At 73.7% G+C, this 16,507-nt stretch carries 16 protein-coding genes and 1 riboswitch; of the genes, 9 read left to right on the forward strand and 7 right to left on the reverse strand.

The window, feature by feature from the left end:
* The 3 genes from ABQ292_RS22610 to ABQ292_RS22620 form a co-directional block, all read left to right on the forward strand.
* A partial coding sequence (locus ABQ292_RS22610) for an MBL fold metallo-hydrolase (RefSeq protein ID WP_369209964.1) occupies positions 1 to 983 on the forward strand: 983 nt, incomplete at its 5' end.
* A gap of 13 nt (positions 984 to 996) precedes the next feature.
* Positions 997 to 1,929, forward strand: a complete 933-nt coding sequence (locus ABQ292_RS22615) for a fumarylacetoacetate hydrolase family protein (RefSeq protein ID WP_369209965.1) — start codon at positions 997 to 999, stop codon at positions 1,927 to 1,929.
* An 82-nt stretch (positions 1,930 to 2,011) separates the two neighbouring features.
* Positions 2,012 to 2,158: a hypothetical protein gene (locus ABQ292_RS22620; protein WP_369209966.1), complete on the forward strand. Its 147-nt coding sequence runs from the start codon at positions 2,012 to 2,014 to the stop codon at positions 2,156 to 2,158.
* 44 nt (positions 2,159 to 2,202) lie between these two features.
* On the opposite strand, the gene ABQ292_RS22625 is transcribed toward ABQ292_RS22620, so the two are convergent.
* The 3 genes from ABQ292_RS22625 to ABQ292_RS22635 form a co-directional block, all read right to left on the reverse strand.
* Positions 2,203 to 3,378: a serine hydrolase domain-containing protein gene (locus ABQ292_RS22625; RefSeq protein WP_369209967.1), complete on the reverse strand. Its 1,176-nt coding sequence runs from the start codon at positions 3,376 to 3,378 to the stop codon at positions 2,203 to 2,205.
* Positions 3,379 to 3,646: 268 nt separating this feature from the next.
* Positions 3,647 to 4,282: a DUF4352 domain-containing protein gene (locus ABQ292_RS22630; protein ID WP_369209968.1), complete on the reverse strand. Its 636-nt coding sequence runs from the start codon at positions 4,280 to 4,282 to the stop codon at positions 3,647 to 3,649.
* Positions 4,283 to 4,536: 254 nt separating this feature from the next.
* Positions 4,537 to 4,689, reverse strand: coding sequence for a hypothetical protein (locus ABQ292_RS22635; protein ID WP_369209969.1), 153 nt, complete (start codon positions 4,687 to 4,689; stop codon positions 4,537 to 4,539).
* A gap of 375 nt (positions 4,690 to 5,064) precedes the next feature.
* Positions 5,065 to 5,199, forward strand: a riboswitch (cyclic di-AMP (ydaO/yuaA leader).
* 12 nt (positions 5,200 to 5,211) lie between these two features.
* Between ABQ292_RS22635 and ABQ292_RS22640 the strand changes: the two genes are divergently transcribed.
* The 4 genes from ABQ292_RS22640 to ABQ292_RS22655 all read left to right on the forward strand — a co-directional run bounded on the left by ABQ292_RS22640 (position 5,212) and on the right by ABQ292_RS22655 (position 8,782).
* Positions 5,212 to 5,724, forward strand: a complete 513-nt coding sequence (locus ABQ292_RS22640; RefSeq protein ID WP_369209970.1) for a C40 family peptidase — start codon at positions 5,212 to 5,214, stop codon at positions 5,722 to 5,724.
* 143 nt (positions 5,725 to 5,867) lie between these two features.
* The gene (locus ABQ292_RS22645) at positions 5,868 to 6,773 is read left to right on the forward strand and encodes a carbohydrate kinase family protein (RefSeq protein WP_369209971.1); all 906 of its coding nucleotides are present in this window, start codon (positions 5,868 to 5,870) and stop codon (positions 6,771 to 6,773) included.
* 148 nt (positions 6,774 to 6,921) lie between these two features.
* Entirely contained in the window at positions 6,922 to 8,097 is a 1,176-nt protein-coding gene (locus ABQ292_RS22650) for an HNH endonuclease signature motif containing protein (protein ID WP_369209972.1), read from the forward strand.
* Positions 8,098 to 8,161: 64 nt separating this feature from the next.
* On the forward strand, positions 8,162 to 8,782 hold the full coding sequence (locus ABQ292_RS22655) for a restriction endonuclease (protein WP_369209973.1): 621 nt from the start codon (positions 8,162 to 8,164) through the stop codon (positions 8,780 to 8,782).
* Positions 8,783 to 8,902: 120 nt separating this feature from the next.
* Here the strand turns inward: ABQ292_RS22655 and ABQ292_RS22660 are convergent, their stop codons facing one another.
* A complete protein-coding gene (locus ABQ292_RS22660; RefSeq protein WP_369209974.1) occupies positions 8,903 to 9,346 on the reverse strand; it encodes a hypothetical protein in 444 nt (147 codons plus the stop codon).
* A complete protein-coding gene (locus ABQ292_RS22665; protein ID WP_369209975.1) occupies positions 9,343 to 12,624 on the reverse strand; it encodes a TM0106 family RecB-like putative nuclease in 3,282 nt (1,093 codons plus the stop codon). Before ABQ292_RS22665 ends, ABQ292_RS22660 begins: the two co-directional genes overlap by 4 nt.
* 127 nt (positions 12,625 to 12,751) lie before the next feature.
* Here ABQ292_RS22665 and ABQ292_RS22670 point away from each other — a divergent pair, with 127 nt between their 5' ends.
* Complete coding sequence (locus tag ABQ292_RS22670) at positions 12,752 to 14,155, forward strand: ADP-ribosylglycohydrolase family protein (RefSeq protein ID WP_369209976.1); 1,404 nt, start codon at positions 12,752 to 12,754, stop codon at positions 14,153 to 14,155.
* Positions 14,156 to 14,199: 44 nt separating this feature from the next.
* The gene (locus tag ABQ292_RS22675; protein WP_369209977.1) at positions 14,200 to 15,114 is read left to right on the forward strand and encodes an HNH endonuclease; all 915 of its coding nucleotides are present in this window, start codon (positions 14,200 to 14,202) and stop codon (positions 15,112 to 15,114) included.
* On the opposite strand, the gene ABQ292_RS22680 is transcribed toward ABQ292_RS22675, so the two are convergent.
* Positions 15,105 to 15,311, reverse strand: a complete 207-nt coding sequence (locus ABQ292_RS22680) for a hypothetical protein (RefSeq protein ID WP_369209978.1) — start codon at positions 15,309 to 15,311, stop codon at positions 15,105 to 15,107. The genes ABQ292_RS22675 and ABQ292_RS22680 overlap by 10 nt on opposite strands.
* Positions 15,312 to 15,530: 219 nt before the next feature.
* Positions 15,531 to 15,962 (reverse strand): ester cyclase, encoded by a 432-nt coding sequence (locus tag ABQ292_RS22685; RefSeq protein ID WP_369209979.1) that lies wholly within the window; start codon positions 15,960 to 15,962, stop codon positions 15,531 to 15,533.
* Between the last annotated feature and the right edge of the window lie 545 nt (positions 15,963 to 16,507).

Consider the following 16,507-nt stretch of genomic DNA (forward strand, 5'->3'; position numbering starts at 1 on the left):
GCCGGGCGCTGCGCCGCTTCCCCGGCGGGGCCGCGGTACAGGACAGTGGCCCGGTGACGACAGCGATCGAGGCGGCGGCGCTCGAGCAGGTGGCGCCGGGCGTCTTCGCCTACGTGCAGCCCGACGGCAGCTGGATGATCAACAACACCGGCGTCGTCACCGGCGACGACGGCGCGGGGCTGATGGTGGACACCACCTCGACCGAGGCCCGCAACCGCGCGCTGCTGGCCGCCGTCGGGTCGGTGGCACCGGGCACGCTGCGGGCCCTGGTCAACACCCACCACCACGGCGACCACACCTTCGGCAACTGGCTGGTGCCCGACGACACCCCGGTGGTCGGGCACGTGCACGCGCGGGAGGACCAGCTCGCCGCCGGGCTGCTGGCCGCGCTGGTGCTCACCGGCCCGGACTACGGGCACCTGGAGGTGCGTCCGCCCGACGTCACCTTCACCGGCGCGATGACGCTGCACCTGGGCGAGCGCGCGGTCGAGCTGCACGCGGTCGGGCCGGCGCACACCCGCGGCGACGTCGTCGTGTGGCTGCCGGCCGAGCGGGTCGTCTTCGCCGGCGACATCGCGTTCGCGGGCGGCCAGCCGTTCCTCGCCGAGGGCAGCGTGGCCGGCTACCCCGGGGCGATCGCGGCGCTGCGCGCGCTGGAGTCGGAGGTGCTGGTGCCCGGGCACGGCCCGGTGTGCCGCGGCGAGGAGGTGACCCGGCTGCTCGACGACCTCGCGGGCTACGCGGCCTTCGTCGACGCGACGGCGCGAGAGGGCCACGCAGCCGGGTGGTCGCCGCTGGAGACCGCGCGCCGGCACGCGGACAACCCCTACGCGGCATGGCAGGAGTCCGAGCGCTTGGTGGGCAACCTGCACCGGGCGTACGCCGAGCTCGACGGCCGGCCACCCGGCGAGCGGCTGCCGCTGGCCGACATCTGGCCGGACATGGTCGAGTTCCACGGCGGCCCCATCGGCTGCCGGGCATGAGGGAGGAGAGCTGATGCGCTGGGTCACCTACGTCTCGCCGTCCGACGGGGCCGAGCGGGCCGGGCTGCTGCGCGACGGGCAGGTGCGCGGCTTCGACGCGGCGCTGGTCGACCTGCTGCCCGACCTCGCCGCGGCTGCGGATCGTGACCCTGCCGAGGTGGTGCCGGAGGCCGGCGTGGTGCTGCGCGCGCCTGTACCGCGGCCGCCGTCGGTGCGCGACTTCCTGTCGTTCGAGGAGCACGCGTGCAACGCCTCCGCCGCGTTCGGCCGGGAGGTCCCGCCGGTCTGGTACGAGCAGCCGGTCTTCTACTTCACCAACCCCGCGGCGGTGCGCGGGACGGGCGAGCCGGTGCCGGTCTCCCCCGGCTCGGCGGCGTTCGACTACGAGGTCGAGGTCGCCGCGGTCGTCGGCCGGGGCGGGTCGGACCTGACGCCGGAGGAGGCCGAGGCGGCGATCGCCGGCTACACGGTGTTCGTCGACTGGAGCGCACGGGACGTGCAGCGGGTGGAGTCGCAGGTCGGTCTCGGCCCGGCCAAGGGCAAGGACGGCGCGACGACGCTCGGCCCCGTGGTGGTGACGCCCGACGAGCTGGAGCCGTACCGCTCGGGTGCCGGCTACGCGCTGCGGATGGCGGCCGAGGTCGACGGCGTCGAGCAGGGCGGCGGCAGCTGGGCCGACATCCACTGGTCGTTCGGCCAGATGCTCGCCTACGCCTCGCGCGGGACCGAGCTGCGGCCGGGCGACGTCGTCGGCAGCGGCACGGTCGGCACCGGCTGCCTGCTGGAGCTGCGGTCGCTGCACGGAGAGGAGCGGCACCCGTGGCTGCGGCCGGGCGTCGAGGTCGCGGTGACGGTGGAGCGGATCGGCACGGTGACCGCGCCGATCGTCGCCGGCCCGGACCCGGTGCCGCTGGGTCCGGGCATGACCGCCGCCACCACCTCCTAGGGTCCGCCTCATGGCGGAGGGGGTCCGTGGTCGCCGAGGGCGGCGGGATCGTCGACGCCGTCGCCGCGCCCGAGGGCCTGGGGTGTTCGCCTGCATGCTCGGCGGCGACGACGGCCGGACGCTGCTCGTGTGCGCCGCGCCGGACTCCTGCGAGCACAACTGGGCGCCGGTGCGCGAGGCGGTGCTGCTGGCCACGGGGGTCGACGTCCACCACGCCGGCCGGCCGTGAGCCGGGGGCGGGGGGACGGCGGTGCGCCGTCCCCCCGCCCGTGCTCAGAGCGCGGCGTACAGGGCCTCCTCGAACTCGCCGTACAGCGCCCAGGCGCCGTCCTGCTCGATGAAGGGCAGCGAGTTGGTGTAGATCGAGGCGCAGACGCCGGTGGTGCGGTCGATGAAGAAGTGCGTGTTGAACAGCCCCGCCCAGGCACCGGTGCCGGCCCGGCGGCGGCCCGGCTGGTCCTCGGTGTTGAGGAGGAGCCCGTAGCCCCACGTGTGGCCGGGGCCGGCCCGCAGGCTGTCGGTGATCGGCGGATCCGCGGTGAGGATCTCGGCGGGGAAGCCGAGGTCGCCGATCTGGTTGCTGAAGGCCCGGTCGACCATCTCCGCCGAGAGGATGCGCTCGCCGTCGAGCTCGCCTCCCCGTAGCAGGGCGCGCTCGAAGCGGTTGTAGTCGCGCGGCGTCGAGTAGAGGCCGTGCCCGCCGGCCCACCAGTCGGGCTCCTGGTTGAGGATCTCGTCCACGGCGGTCCACCGGCCGTCCTCGCCGCGGGTGTGGATGGCGACGCACTTGGCCTTCCGGCCCTCGTCCAGCCGGAACATCGTGTCGGTCATCCCGAGCGGCCCGGTGATGCCGGCCGCGACGACCTCGTCCAGGGTCGTGCCGGCCACCGCCTCGACCACCTTGCCGAGCCAGTCGGTGTTGATGCCGTAGACGTACCGGGTCCCGGGGTGGGCGACCATCGGCGCCTCGAAGGCCCGCGCCGAGCCGGGCACGACGTTCGGGATCCCGGTCGCTGTCTCGTACTCCAACAGCTCGGCGTTCCAGAACCAGTACCCGAGTCCCGTGGTGTGGGTGACCAGCTGGTGGACGGTCGCCTTGCTGGCCGGCTCGACGAGCAGGGGCGTGTCGCCGTCGAAGCCCTCGAGCACCCGGACGTCGGCGAACTCGGGGCGGTACTGCTCGACCGGGGCGTCGAGGTCGAGCTCGCCGCGCTCCACCTGCTGCAGCGCCGCGGCCGTGCAGACCATCTTGGTCATCGACATGATCCGGAACTGGGTGCTCGTGGTGACCGGGCCGTCGGGCTCCCCCGCGACGCGCGCACCCGCACCGCCCTCGTAGAGCACGCCGTCGCAGTCGGCGGCGATGGCGGCGACGTGCGGCACCGCACCCCGCTCCACCGCGTCGGCCAGTACGGCGTCGATCCGGCTGCCGTCGATGTCCCTGCTCATGGCGCCTCCTCGGTCGGTCCGCCGCGACTCTGCGGCGGGCCCGGCGTCAGGCTGGCGGGTGCCCCGGACCAGCGCAAACGGTGCGGCAAGAACACGGCGCGCGCCGGTGCCCTGCTCGACGCGAGGGCGTTCGCCCAAAGTGCCTGGAGAGGGCCACGACTGAGTGCTCGCCAGTGGTGTCGAAGTGAGCGCCTTGAAGGGTCGGGTCGAACCGGAGATGACGAAGGGGGCCCCGCTGGCGTGGCGGGGCCCCCTTCGGTCGGACGGATTACTGCAGAGCGACGGTGACGCCGCCGGACAGCATCGAGTCGTGTAGCTCGATCGAGCTGGGGACCATGCCGGCCGGGACGTCAAAGACGACCTTGGTGTTCAGGGCGTTGCCCGGGTTGATCTCCTCGTACAGCGAGTCGGCGTTCTCCAGGTAGAACGCTGCCTCAGTGTCGGCGCTGAACTTCTGCCCCTGTGCGTTGAACAGTGTGGCGTTGTCGCCGAGGAAGCTCTGCGACTCGCTGCCGATGTTGGTGATCGTCAGGTCGACGAGGCAGAACTGGCCCTGCGCGGTCGTGTTGAAGTACTGGTCGCCCAGCTCGGTCTGACTGCAGTCGACACCGTGGACGACGAACTGGAAGTCACCGTCGGCAGCCGACTGGCCGATGCCGACGGCGGCCGGGTCAGCGGACTCCTGAGCCACCGCGTCAGTCGAGTCCTGAGCGACCGACTCACCGGCGGCGACCGAGCCACCCGATGCCGAGTCGTCGCCGGAGCTCCCGCCCTTAGGGGCGACGACCGCGATGACCGCGAGGGCGGCGAGGACGAGGAACCAGGCCTTCTTGTAGAAGGGTTTCTTGGCCGGCGCCGGAGCGGGCGGCTGCGCAAGCGGCGGGCTGTAGGTGGGCTGGGTCATGGCATCCCCTGAGGTTGAGGGCCCCGGACAACGGGTCGTTGCCGTGCGCACCTGCGCCAGCACCGCGTCGGGATCGAACGCAAGGACCCTGACACGCCATGGTCTCGGAACCGCCTCATCCAGATGCCGAGTCGTTCCCACGACGCACTCGCGACACAGGAGACCCGGCCTGGCACGAACACCCCACCTAGACCCGACGCGACCCCCGTCCCGGGAAACCGGGACGAGGGTCGCGAGGGTGGTGCGCGGTGCGGTCAGTAGCGACCGGCCGTGCCGCCGCCCCCCTTGTTCTTCGCCTGGTAGTCGCGGATGAACTTCTTGATCTTGGCCTGGTTCTGCGGCTTCTGGAGCTCCTGCACCACCTTGGCGGCGACGCCCGAAGCGACGAGCTTCCTCAACATCCCCATGGGGTTGCCTCCTCGTGTCGATTCCTCTCCTCGTGCCCCGTCGACGCGCGCCGCAACCCTGCGGATCCCCGGCGTCCCCATGCCGTGTGGGTGGCGGGCCGCTGACTCCGCGTTCGGACGCACCGCCGCGTCCTTTCTCGTCCGGCCCGGCGTGTCCGCGCCGGCCAGGGGCGACACGCACGTCAAGGACCTCGTGTGTCCGCGCAGCTCACCGAGGCGTGTCGGATCCGGAACCGGAGTCAAATCCGCGGATCGGGGTCGGGCGTGGCGGTCCACCGGGCCGGTTGAGCGTTCAGGGACCCCTACCTACCGTCGTCGCGGTCCGGCCAGGGTCCTTCGTCACTCCCCGTGTGACACCCGCCGGATGCGCCGAACCGGACACCGGCACCCAGCCGGTCTCCCGGGCCGGGGACCCACCGCAGCACTGGGGTGGAGCGCGACTCGTCGCGCCGGGCGACTCCTCCGTCCGAACCCGTCAGCTAACCCGGTAGGCGATCGTGGAGAACAGGAGAACCGTCGTCGATGACGACTACCCGCACGTCCACCGCTCGTCGCTCGTTCCGCGGCATCGCCGTCGCGGCCATCGCCGGAGCCGGCATCGCCCTCTCGCCCCTCCCGGCCTCGGCTGCCGTGGGTGGCGGTGCTGGTGGGGCCGTGACGGCTGCGCCGGTCGCCGCGTCCAGCAGCGCGGCCCAGACGGCCGTCGACACCGCGCTCGCCCAGCGCGGTGACATGTACCTGTACGGCGCGACCGGTCCCGACCGGTTCGACTGCTCGGGGCTGACCAGCTTCGCCTACAAGGCGGCCGGCGTCTCGATCCCGCGCACCTCGAAGGCCCAGTCGACGTTCGGCACCCCGGTGGCGAAGTCCGACCTCAAGCCGGGTGACCTGGTGTTCTTCTACAGCCCGGTCTCGCACGTGGGCATGTACATCGGCAACGGCCAGATGGTCCACGCCTCGACCGCCGGCAAGCCGGTGGCCGTGGTCGACGTGGACTCGATGCCGCAGTACCAGGGCGCCCGTCGCATCGCCTGACGCGCTCCACGGACGGCGCCCCGGCCCTGGTTGGGCCGGGGCGCCGTCGCGTCAGGACGGCGCGGTCACCCACTCCCGGTGGTCGTGGGCGCCCGGCCGGCCGGAACGCCCGGGATCCCGTGCACGGTGGAGACTCCCTGGCCGTGACCTCCACCGGCCCGGCGTGGCCCCGCCCCGCCGGGCGGGGACCGGTCGTGGCGCTGGGCAAGCTGGTCGCCGACCAGATGCTCGAGCTGTCGGCCCCCTTGGTGGTCGGCGGCCAACAGCGGGTCGTACGGACGACGGCGGCCGGCGGCGCCCCGGCCAACGTGACGGCGGACCTGGCGCGGCTGGGGGTGCCGTCCCGGCTGGCGGGCTGGGCCGGCGCGGACCCGCTCGCCGACGGCCTGCTGGCCGGTCTCGCCGGGCGCGGCGTCGAGGTGGCGGTGGTGCGCCGCGGGCGGGCGCCGGTGTCGACGGTGCTGGTGCACCCCGACGGCGAGCGCACGCTGCTGACCGACCGCGGCGAGGGCGCGCTGGAACCGGCCGACGTCCGGTCGGAGTGGCTGGCCGGCGCCGCCGTCGTCCACCTCGACGGCTACGACCTGCTGCGCTTCCCCGACGCGCTGCGGGCCGCGGCGAACAGGGCGCACGACGCCGGGGTGCCGGTCAGCGTGGACGTCGCCGCCGCAACCCGGATCGAGCAGCACGGTGCCGGCGCGTACGTCGACCTGCTCACCGGGCTGCGGCCGGACCTGCTCTGCTGCAACGCCGCCGAGGCCACGGCCCTGGACCTGGACGGCGAGCTGCCGGCGTGGGCACCCGGGCTGGTGCTGGTGCACGCCGGCGCCCGCCCGACCCGGGTGGTCACGGCGGCTGGCACGGGGGAGGTGCCCGTCGCGCCGCTGCCGGAGGGACGGCTGCGCGACACGACCGGGTGCGGAGACGCGTTCGCCGCCGGGGTGCTGTTCGGCTGGCGCGCCGGGCTGCCCGTGCCGGACGCCGTCCGGTCCGGTCACGCCGCGGCCGCGGTGGTCGCCGGCGTGGTCGGCGGCCAGCCACCGCCGTGACCGCTCGGAGACGGTGCCCTTGTAGCGCTGATGACACCTCACGACCTCCTCTGCCACGTGGTGCCTTTGTAGCGTTGATGGCACCTTACGAGCCGCTGACCTGGCTTTTCAGGTTGATCGCCCTACCCCGATCAGCTAGGATTCGTACATGTGTTCGGGTGGTCCAGTGGGCGGTGACGGCCTCGACGACGTCGCCGCGCTGGTCGCCGAGCGCAACCGGGTGGATGCCCTGCTGGCCCGGCGGGTGCGGGCCGCGGAGCTGTCCCAGGCTCCCGAGCGCGACGGGCTGAAGAGCGCGGCGTCGTGGCTGCGCGGGCACTACCGGCTCTCGGCCGCCGAGGCGTCCCGGCTGGTGCGCAACGGACGCGCGCTGGAACACCTGCCCGCGCTGGCCGAGGCGCACGACGCCGGCCTGGTGTCGGCCGAGCAGGTGACGGTGGCGGCGCGGGCGGTGACGCCGCAGCGGCTGGCCGCGGCCGCCGCGCAGGGCGTGGACCTGGCCGTGATCGACGCGGTGTTCACCGGCGTCGCGGTCGAGGGCGAGCACGCCGACCTGGTGGCGGTCGTGCAGCACTACCTGGCCGACCTCGACCCCGACGGCCCCGAACCCGACCCCACCGAGGGCCGGGCGTTCACCCTGGCCAAGCACGCCGACGGGTCGCTGAGCGGCCGCTTCCACCTCGACGCCGCCGGTGGGGAGAAGTTCCAGGCGGCGGTCGAGTCCTTCGTGCAGGCCGACCGCCCCGCCGGGGACGACCGCACCCGCGCCCAGCGGCAGGGCGACGCGCTCGTGCAGCGGGCCGACACCGCCCTGGCCTCCGGGAGCCTTCCGACGCTGCGCGGGCACAAGCCGCAGATCGCCGTCGTGATCGACCTCGACGACCTGGTCGACCCGGCCACCGGCCATGGGGCCGGGCGGATGGGCTTCGGCGCCACCGTCTCCGCCGCCCGCGCCCGCTGGCTGGCCTGCGACGCCACCGTCTCCCGCGTCGTCATGGGCCCCGACGGCGCCCCGCTCGACCTGGGCCGCGAGCAGCGCCTGGCCGACCGGCACCTGCGCCGGGCGGTCGAGCTGCGCGACGGCGGCTGCGTGTTCACCGGCTGCGACGCCCCCACCTGGTGGGCCGAGGTGCACCACCTGATCCACTGGATCGACGGCGGCGAGACCAACCTGGAGAACTCCGCGCTGCTGTGCGAGCGCCACCACACCCAGGTCCACCACGGCTTCCGCGTCGAGCGACGACCCGACGGACGATGGCGCACCTGGCGACCCGACGGCACCGAGATCACCGTCCCCGAACCCCTGCTCCCCCGCGCCGCCTGACGCCCCCGCGCGCGCCCGATCCTCCGGGTGCGAGCATCCGCAGGCAGCTCGGGATGGGGGATGCATGGCGCTCTGGATGGTCCGCAGTGGTCGGCACGGCGAGGGTGACGAGATCGCGCTGAGCCGTCGGGTGGTGGGGATCGGCTGGTCACAGGCTGGGGACCTCTCCGACGTGACGACGACCGACGAGCTGCAGGAGCGGCTCATCGAGTCATATCCGGATGCAAAGCCCTCGACGATCTCCAACTGGGTCGGCCAGGTCGACGCCTTCCAGAGGCGGATGGCCGACGGTGACCTGGTCGCGCTGCCGTTGAAGACCGAGCCCATCGTCGCCATCGGTCGTGTCGCAGGGCCCTACGGCTACGTGCCGGACGCCCCTGAGTCGCTGCGGCACCAGCGACCGGTCACCTGGCTCCGTGAGGTGCCACGGGACGCCATCGACCAGGACATCCTCTACTCGCTCGGCGCCTTCCTCACCGTCTGCCGCATCCAGCGCAACGACGCGGAAGCGCGGGTCCGGCAGCTCCTCGCTCGTCCGGACGGCTCACCTCCGCTCGTCCCGGCCCCACCGACCGAGGAGCTCCCGGCTGTCGACACCGACCGCCAGCCGGACGCGGACCTCGACCGCGTGCTCGACCGGGAACTGCCCCACTACGCCGAGGCCCTGGAGCGACTCGGCCAGTGATCCACCTCGACCGGACGGGATCCGGCTGACCCTGTCGAACGACGAGGCACGAGCTCGTCATGGCGATCGCCTCGGAGGCCCGACCGGGACCCTCCTCCACGAACCGCCCGACAGTGCCGTTCAGTGCACGATGCCGAGGAAGTGTCCGGCGCAGCGGCTGCACAGGCCGGTGTTGTCGTGCACGTGCTCGCGGGCGTTGACCTCGCGGCACATCGGGCACCAGCGGAAGGTCCGGCGTCGCCGTCGGGCGACCTCCTCGGCGGCCGCCGCGAGCACCTCCGGCTCGTAGAGGACCTCCTCCGCCTGGAAGCGGCGGTCGGCCACGAACTCCCACACCAGCGGCCACACCCCGTCCCACCGCGGCTCGGGCCGCGCCAGCGTGAAGCCGAAGCCGTCCCAGCCGACCGCCACCTGAGCCGGCTCCCCGCTCACGAACCACTCCTCGTGAGCGGGCCCCGGCACCTCGGTCCAGCCCGCGCCCAGCGCCCGCGCCAGCACGCCGACCGGCACACCGAGCAGCGCCGCCAGGACGGCGTCGCCCTCGGTCAGCCCGTCGTCGGTCACGCCGGCCGCTGCGCCATCTCCGCCAGGCGGCACAGCGCGTTGACCTGGCGCAGCTGCTCCGGCGTCCGCACGGCGGCGTCGAGCAACAACGGGCTCATCACGACCACGGCCAGCGCCTTGGCCCGCGACACCGCCACGTTGAGCCGGTTGAGGTCGTAGAGGAACGACACCCCGCGCGGCGCGTCGTCGGCCGACGTCGAGGTCGTCGAGTACACGACCACCGGCGCCTCCTGGCCCTGGAACCGGTCGACCGTCCCCACGCGCGCGCCGTCGGGCAGCAGCGACCGGATCAGCCCGACCTGGTTGTTGTACGGCGCCACCACGAGGACGTCGTCCGGCCCGATCGGCCGCTCGACACCCTCGGCGTCCACCCCCCCGAGGCCCTGCAGCGACCGCCACACGGCGGCCACCTCCGCGGCCTCGGCGTCCGACGACGCCGAGCACGGCGACGCGTGCTCCGCGTACCGCACCGCCAGTCCGGCACCGGACACCAGCCCGCCCGGCCGTACGGTGATCCGCTCCCGGTCGTCGGCGGACCGCAGCCGGCCCTCGTACGCCAGGTCCGACACGAAGGCGGTCAGCGCCGGGTGCATCCGGTAGGTCTTGTCCAGGAAGACGCCGCGGTCCTCGGGCACGGTCGGGTGCCCCTCGAGCAGGTGCTCCAGCGCGGAGAGGCCCGACTCGCCGGGGTGCACGGCCTGCGTCGGCTGGGCCAGCTGCTGCGGGTCACCGAGCAGCACCAGCGACGTCCCGGCCCGCGCCACGGCGACGGCGTTGGCCAGTGAGAACTGCCCCGCCTCGTCGACCACCAGGACGTCGACCGCCTCGGCGAGCTCGGCGCGCGTCCAGAACCACGCCGTCCCGCCGACCAGCGACACGTCGCCGTCCAGGAGCCGGGACGCCACGTCCGCCGCGTCCTTCGACCACTCCACGCCCGGCGCCCCGCACGCCTGCTTCTCGTCGCACTTCTGCAGCGCCGGCCGCCCGACCGCCGACAACACGTTGCCGATCACCGCGTGGGACGTCGCCGTCACGCCGACCTTCTTGCCGGCGTCCAGCAGCGCCCGGATCAGGCGCGAGGCGGCCCGCGTCTTGCCGCTCCCCGGCGGCCCCTGGACGGCGAGCACCTCGCCGTCGAGCGCCAGGCCGAGCCGGACGACGGCGTCCCCGGCCTCCTCCCCCGGCAGCCGGCGGCAGTCGGCCGGCACCCGCCGCTCGAGCAGCGCCTGCCCGAGGCACGGCTTGCCGGCGAGGACGTCGGCCGCGGTCGCGGCGATCGCCTCGCGCACGCCCTTGTCGTCGATCGGCCCGCCCGGCCCCAGCCCGCGGACACCGGCCGGCGGCCTGGTGCTCTTCACGACCACCCGCCCGCCGACGGCGTCCAGCGCGTGCACCGAGCCGACGGCGACCTTCGTGTCGACGTCGAACGCCCGCTCCCCCACCGACAGCTTCGTGTCCTGCGCGGGGAACGAGTACTCGTAGAGCTTCGACCGCTTCTCCGTGCCGACCTCGACGCCGCCGGTCAGCCCGCCGAGCGCCGTCCGGTCCTCGACGAGCTGCTCGGTCTCGAGGTCGCCGCGGCTGAAGAACTCCCACCACGCCGGGCGGGCCTCGCGGCGGTGCCACTGCACGAGGTCGCCGAGCAGCGGCTGCCCGGCGTCGTAGAGCCGCTCGACCAGCGCCAGCTCCTCGGCCTCGGCCTCGGCCTCCGGCGCCGGGCCGGTCGCCTCGGGCACCATCGGCCGCGGCTGCGGGCCGTACTCGGCTTCCAGCGCCGTCCGCTGCGACTCCAGCCAGGCGTGCAGCTCGCGGGTGGAGTCGACGTCGTCCCTGTTGTAGTCCTCGATCGCCTTGAGGCGGGCGTCGTCGCGGTCGGCCAGCCACTGCTCGTAGGCGATGACGCTGCTCATCGCGTCGGCGACGTCGCCGGTGTGCTGCCGGCCGTAGAACGCCTCGACCTTCTTGATCGAGTACGAGCCCTTGCTGATCCGCATCGACTGCCGGACGACGGGATAGAGGTCGACGAACCGCTCGGCGCGCAGCAGCTGGTCGAGCTCGGCCTCGCGGACGCCGTACCGGCCGGTGAGCCGCTTGAGCGCGCTGACCTCGTAGGCGGCGTAGTGGTAGACGTGCATGCCGGCGTCGACCGACCAGGCGTCGACGACGAGGTCGACCAGGTCGCACACCATCTGCCGCTCGGCCGCGGGGTCGTGCGCCCACAGCGCGGTGAACCGGCCGGAGCGGTCGCCGATGCCGGCCAGGTACTCCAGGCCCGCGCCGTCGGCGGAGTGCGGATCGCCCTCGAAGTCGAGGTAGAGGTCGCCGTCGCTGGGCTCGGGCAGCCGGAGCAGGCCGGTGGGTGCCGACGGCGGCAGCAGCGTGCGGGACGGCGTCCCGGTGCGGCGCTCGCGCAGCTGCTCGCGGGCCTGCTCCTGCAGCCGGGCGCGGGTGGCCGCGCCGATGCGGGCGGCCTTCAGCGTCGCGGGGTCGGCGCCGACGAGCTGCTCGAGCGTGGTGATGCCGGCGGCGCGCAGGGCGTCGCGGGTGTCGCGGCGCATGCCGGCGACGAGGCTCAGGTCGTCGGCGTCGGCCAGCTCGGCCTCGCAGCGCGCCTTCCACGTGCACTGGCTGCAGTAGGGCGTCGGGACGGGCACGGTGGACGGCGGGTCGGCGACGAAGGCGGCCAGCCTCGCGCGGGCGCGGCGGGCGTAGGCGGCGACGTCGACCAGCCGCCACGGGTTGACGACGCCGTCGCCGGTGACCACGCAGACGCGGTCGGGCTGCCGGCCCTGGAGGACGGCGAGCCGCTCGGCGTAGGTGGCCATCTGCAGCAGCGCGGGCACCTTGACCCGGCGGGCGAGCTTGGCGTCGGCGACCTCGTAGGACCAGTCGCCGAGCGCCGACGGGGTGCCGACCTTGAGCAGGAAGTCGGCGGCACCGGCCCAGACGCCGTCGGTGAACTGCGCCTGGTGGACGACGTCGACGCCGTCCCGCATCGCCTGCACGGTGCGCGCCTCGGCCTCGCGGCGGCCCGCGGCGTCGAGCCGGACGGGGATGCGCACGACCGTGCGGCCCTCGGCCTCGAGCGCGTCGAGGTAGCGCAGCTCGTGCGCGGTGCCGAGGTCGGCGATGAGCGCGGCGTGGTCGGTGGGGCCCTCGGCCAGCGGCTTGAGCCGGCCGTCGGCGACGGCGAGGTCGAGCGTGGTCAGGTGGGCGCAGGCCTGGTGGCGGGTCAGGTCGGTGGGGCTGAGGACCAGAGAGCCGTCGGAGCGGTACATCGATACGGGACAGTCTCATGCGCACTTCGTGATCCGGGTGTTCCGCGCCGGTCCCTGCAGCCTTTGTAGCGCTAATGGCTCCCCAGGGGCCGGCAGGTGCGACGACGGCGTCGCGCAGACTGACGCGGTGACCGCAGGACTGCACCGTTCGCACCGGGTGGCCGGGGCTCTGGTCGGCTCGGCCGTCGGTGACGCGCTCGGTGCTCCGTTCGAGTTCGGCCCGCCCGGTGCCTTCTCGGCGCGCTTCCCGGTTGCTGCGCGGGGCTCGTCGACGGAGATGTGCGGCGGCGGGTCGCTGGGCTGGGAGCCGGGCGAGTTCACCGACGACACCCAGATGGCGCTGATGGTGGCGTCCTCGCTGGTGGAGAACAGCGGGCTGTCCGAGCCGGACCTGTTCGCGCGCTTCGTCGCCTGGGCGGAGGCCGAGCCGCCGGACATCGGCAACCAGACGCGGGCGGTGCTGCGGTCGGGGCTGCCGTGGGACCGGGCCGCCGCCGAGCACTTCGCGGAGTCGGGGCACGCGGCGGGCAACGGGTCGCTGATGCGGACGACGCCGGCGGCGATCTGGTTCTCGCGGTTCGGCACCGACGCCACGGTGGACGCCGCCCGGCGGATCTCTTCTCTGACGCACGGGGACCCCGCCGCCGGCGAGGGCTGCGCGGTCTTCCACGAGCTGGTGCGGGTGGCGCTGGACGGCGGCGACCCGCTGGCCGCCGTCCCCTCCTCCCTCTCGCTGGTACGCGACGAGCACCGTGAGCGGTGGGCCACGGTGCTGGCGCCGGGCTGGGAGCCGTCGATGGCGACCGAGTCGAACGGCGCGGTGTGGCCGACGTTCGGCCAGGCGGTGTGGGCGCTGCGGCACGGGCGGGACTTCGCCCAAGTGCTGCGGCTGGTCATCGACCTCGGCGGCGACACCGACACGGTCGCGTGCGTGGCCGGCGGGCTGGCCGGGGCGGTGTACGGGATGGGCGGCATCCCGATGCGCTGGTCGTCGGTGGTGCACGGGCGGGTGCCCGGGCACGGGGATCGGGTGTGGCGGCTGGCCGACCTGCAGCAGCTGTCCGCGGCACTGGACGGCAAGCCGGTGCCGTCGCACGACCCGGGCGTCATCCCGCGGATCGGGCCGGTGGAGGTGCTGCCGGGGATCTGGGCGGGCAACCTCGACGGGGCGCGGTACTCCGACGAGGGGTTCGCGGTCATCAGCCTGTGCCGGCTGGGCGAGCCGTTCCCGCACACGAACCACCGGATGGCCTACATCGCCGACAACGAGCACAACGTCGACCTGGACGTGATGCTCGCCGACGTCCTCGACGACCTCGCCGCGCTGCGGGCCGAGGGCCACCCGGTGCTGGTGCACTGCCACGGCGGGGCGTCGCGGACCGGGCTGGTGCTGCGCGGCTGGCTGGTGCGCGAGGAGGGGATGTCGGTCGACGAGGCCACGGCGCACATCGCGGAGCGCTGGCCGCACCTCGGGCTGTGGAACGCCAGCTTCACCGCCGCGCTGGAGCGCCTGGCCGCTCAGCGTCACTGAGACGTCGCACTGCGCTGGCAGGCGGAACGAGGCAGTCTTCTCCCGTGAGCGGCGCCGTCCCCGAGGAGCACGTGCGAGCGGCGGCACTCCAGTGGCTGAGCGAGGTCACCTTCGACGGCACCGTCCCGGTGACCCGCGACCAGCTGAGCAACGACTTCTCCGTCGGCGGCTTCCGGTTCCCGCTCGTGGACGCGGGCCGCGGGATCCGGCGCCCCGCGGGCTGGTCGACCGCGCTGAGCGTGCTGACGGCGGTGCCCAAGGGCTCGCGCGGACCCGTCTACGACGACGCCGAAGGGCCGGACGGCTACCACCGTTACAAGCTCCGGCGGGACGCTCGCGGGGCTGCGGAGAACGAGGGCCTCCGGACGGCGATGACCCGGCAGACGCCGCTGATCTGGTTCAAGGGTCTGGCCCCGAGCGTCTACCAGGCGATCTTCCCGGTGTACCTCATGGCGGAGGAGGACGAGCTGTCGCAGTTCGTCATGGCGCTCACCGAGGAGCAGCGCCGTCTGTGGCCGACGAGCAGCCGGTTCGAGGAGAACCTCCGCCGCTATCTGCTCACCACGACCCGGCGACGTCTGCACCAGCCGGTCTTCGCCTACCGGGTGATGCAGGCCTACGGCACGCGGTGCGCCGTGTGCTCGCTCGGCCATCGGGAACTGCTCGACGCGGCGCACATCGTCCCGGACGCGGAGGAGGGCGGCGCCGCCGTCGTCACGAACGGCCTGGCGCTGTGCAAGATCCACCACGCCGCGTACGACCGGCACATCCTCGGCATCCGTCCGGACTACACGGTCGAGATCCACCAGCGCCTGCTGGAGGAGATCGACGGCCCGATGCTGCGGCACGGGTTGCAGGACCACCACGGGCGCACGCTGATGACCATCCCGACTGCCCGCGCTCAACGTCCTGATCCCGACCGCCTGCACCGGCGCTACGACCTCTTCCGTCAGGCCTGATCGCGCTGGCCGTGTGGCAGCGGACGTCGGGCCGCGCAGAGTTGATGGGGATCCCGGTGGGTGCGGTCACTCGTCACGCGCGAGTCCACCTCCACCTCGTCACCGGACGTCGTCTCGCCGCGCTGGACCTCGGCCCGGACCGCCTCGACGGCCTGGCGGACATCGGGTCGGGAGAGCCAGAACAGGGTCTCGTGCAAGGAGTCATGAGGACGGCGGTCCCACAGCCACGCCGGACGAGGGTCACGATCTCGTGTGTCCGCTCGACCGTCTCGACCAGCTCCGACAGCCTGTCCGCTGCCTCGCCGAGCGGGATCCTGGTCATCCTCCGAGGACGGCCGGCGCCCTCACCCCAGCCACCTGCGCTACCGCAGCGGTGGATGACGACCCTCTGCCGGAGGCGGAGCAGGAGGCGCGTCTCACGCAGGGGCCGGGGCGGGGACTGCGCCCAACTGCACCATCAGGCCCAGGAAGTCGACGGTCGTCCAGCGCTCGACCACCTGGTCGCCGCGGAACCGCATGATCGTGATGCCCTCCAGCGCGTAGGGCCTGCCCGTGGCGGGCACGCCCATGAAGTCGCCGCGGTGCTCGCCCGCCGCGACGAACCGGCAGCTGAACAGGTCGCCGTCCGCGAGGTGCTGGTGGAAGTCCAGCTGCGGGTTGGGGCGCCCGGGTGCTCCCAGGGCTGACCAGAACTGCTCGTAGAAGGCGGCCACGGACGCCTTGTCCATCGGGTCCGGCTGCAGACCGTGGAACTGCAGGTCCTCGGCGTACAGCTCGAGGTAGCCGGACAGGTCCCCGGCGTTCCACCGCTGCTGTGCCCGTTCGACCAGATCGGCGGAAGTGGTCATGACTCCTCCTGGACGTCCCGACCTCGCAGCCCCTCCGAGGACCCTGGCAGCCGGCCCCACCCGTCCCCAGAGCCCTTCGTCCCGTCGGGCCGGTCGGTCGACGTGCCGTGACCCCAAACCGCTCGGCGGTCTCCTCGACGCGCGCAGCGTCTGCCGCGACGTCCATGACGGATCGAGGGCGGCTTCGTCGTCCAGGTCGGGCGCGTGTCCGTCGAGGTCCAGGAACACGACCGTGGCCGGTCAGGCGAGCCGCCCGTTCCGTCGACCAGCGAGTGGTTCCCCGCCACGGTCTGTCAGAGCGACGTACTCGATCGCGGTCACACGGTGGCGAGGCGGTGCAGGACGTCGCTCCACCGGCTCGCCAGCCGCTCAGCGCTGTCGGTCACCCTCCTGCCGCGAGATGCCCTCGATCTAGGCGAGCGCGGTGAGCGCCCTGTCGAGTTCGTCGTCGATCTGAAGGCTCATCGCCACGGCAGCAGGGTCCCGCGGTGACATCACGGAGCCGACGGGTGCGTGACCGTCGGCCTTCGATGGCCCGCGCTGTC

This window comes from Geodermatophilus maliterrae, from assembly GCF_041018925.1.
GTDB lineage: Bacteria > Actinomycetota > Actinomycetes > Mycobacteriales > Geodermatophilaceae > Geodermatophilus > Geodermatophilus maliterrae.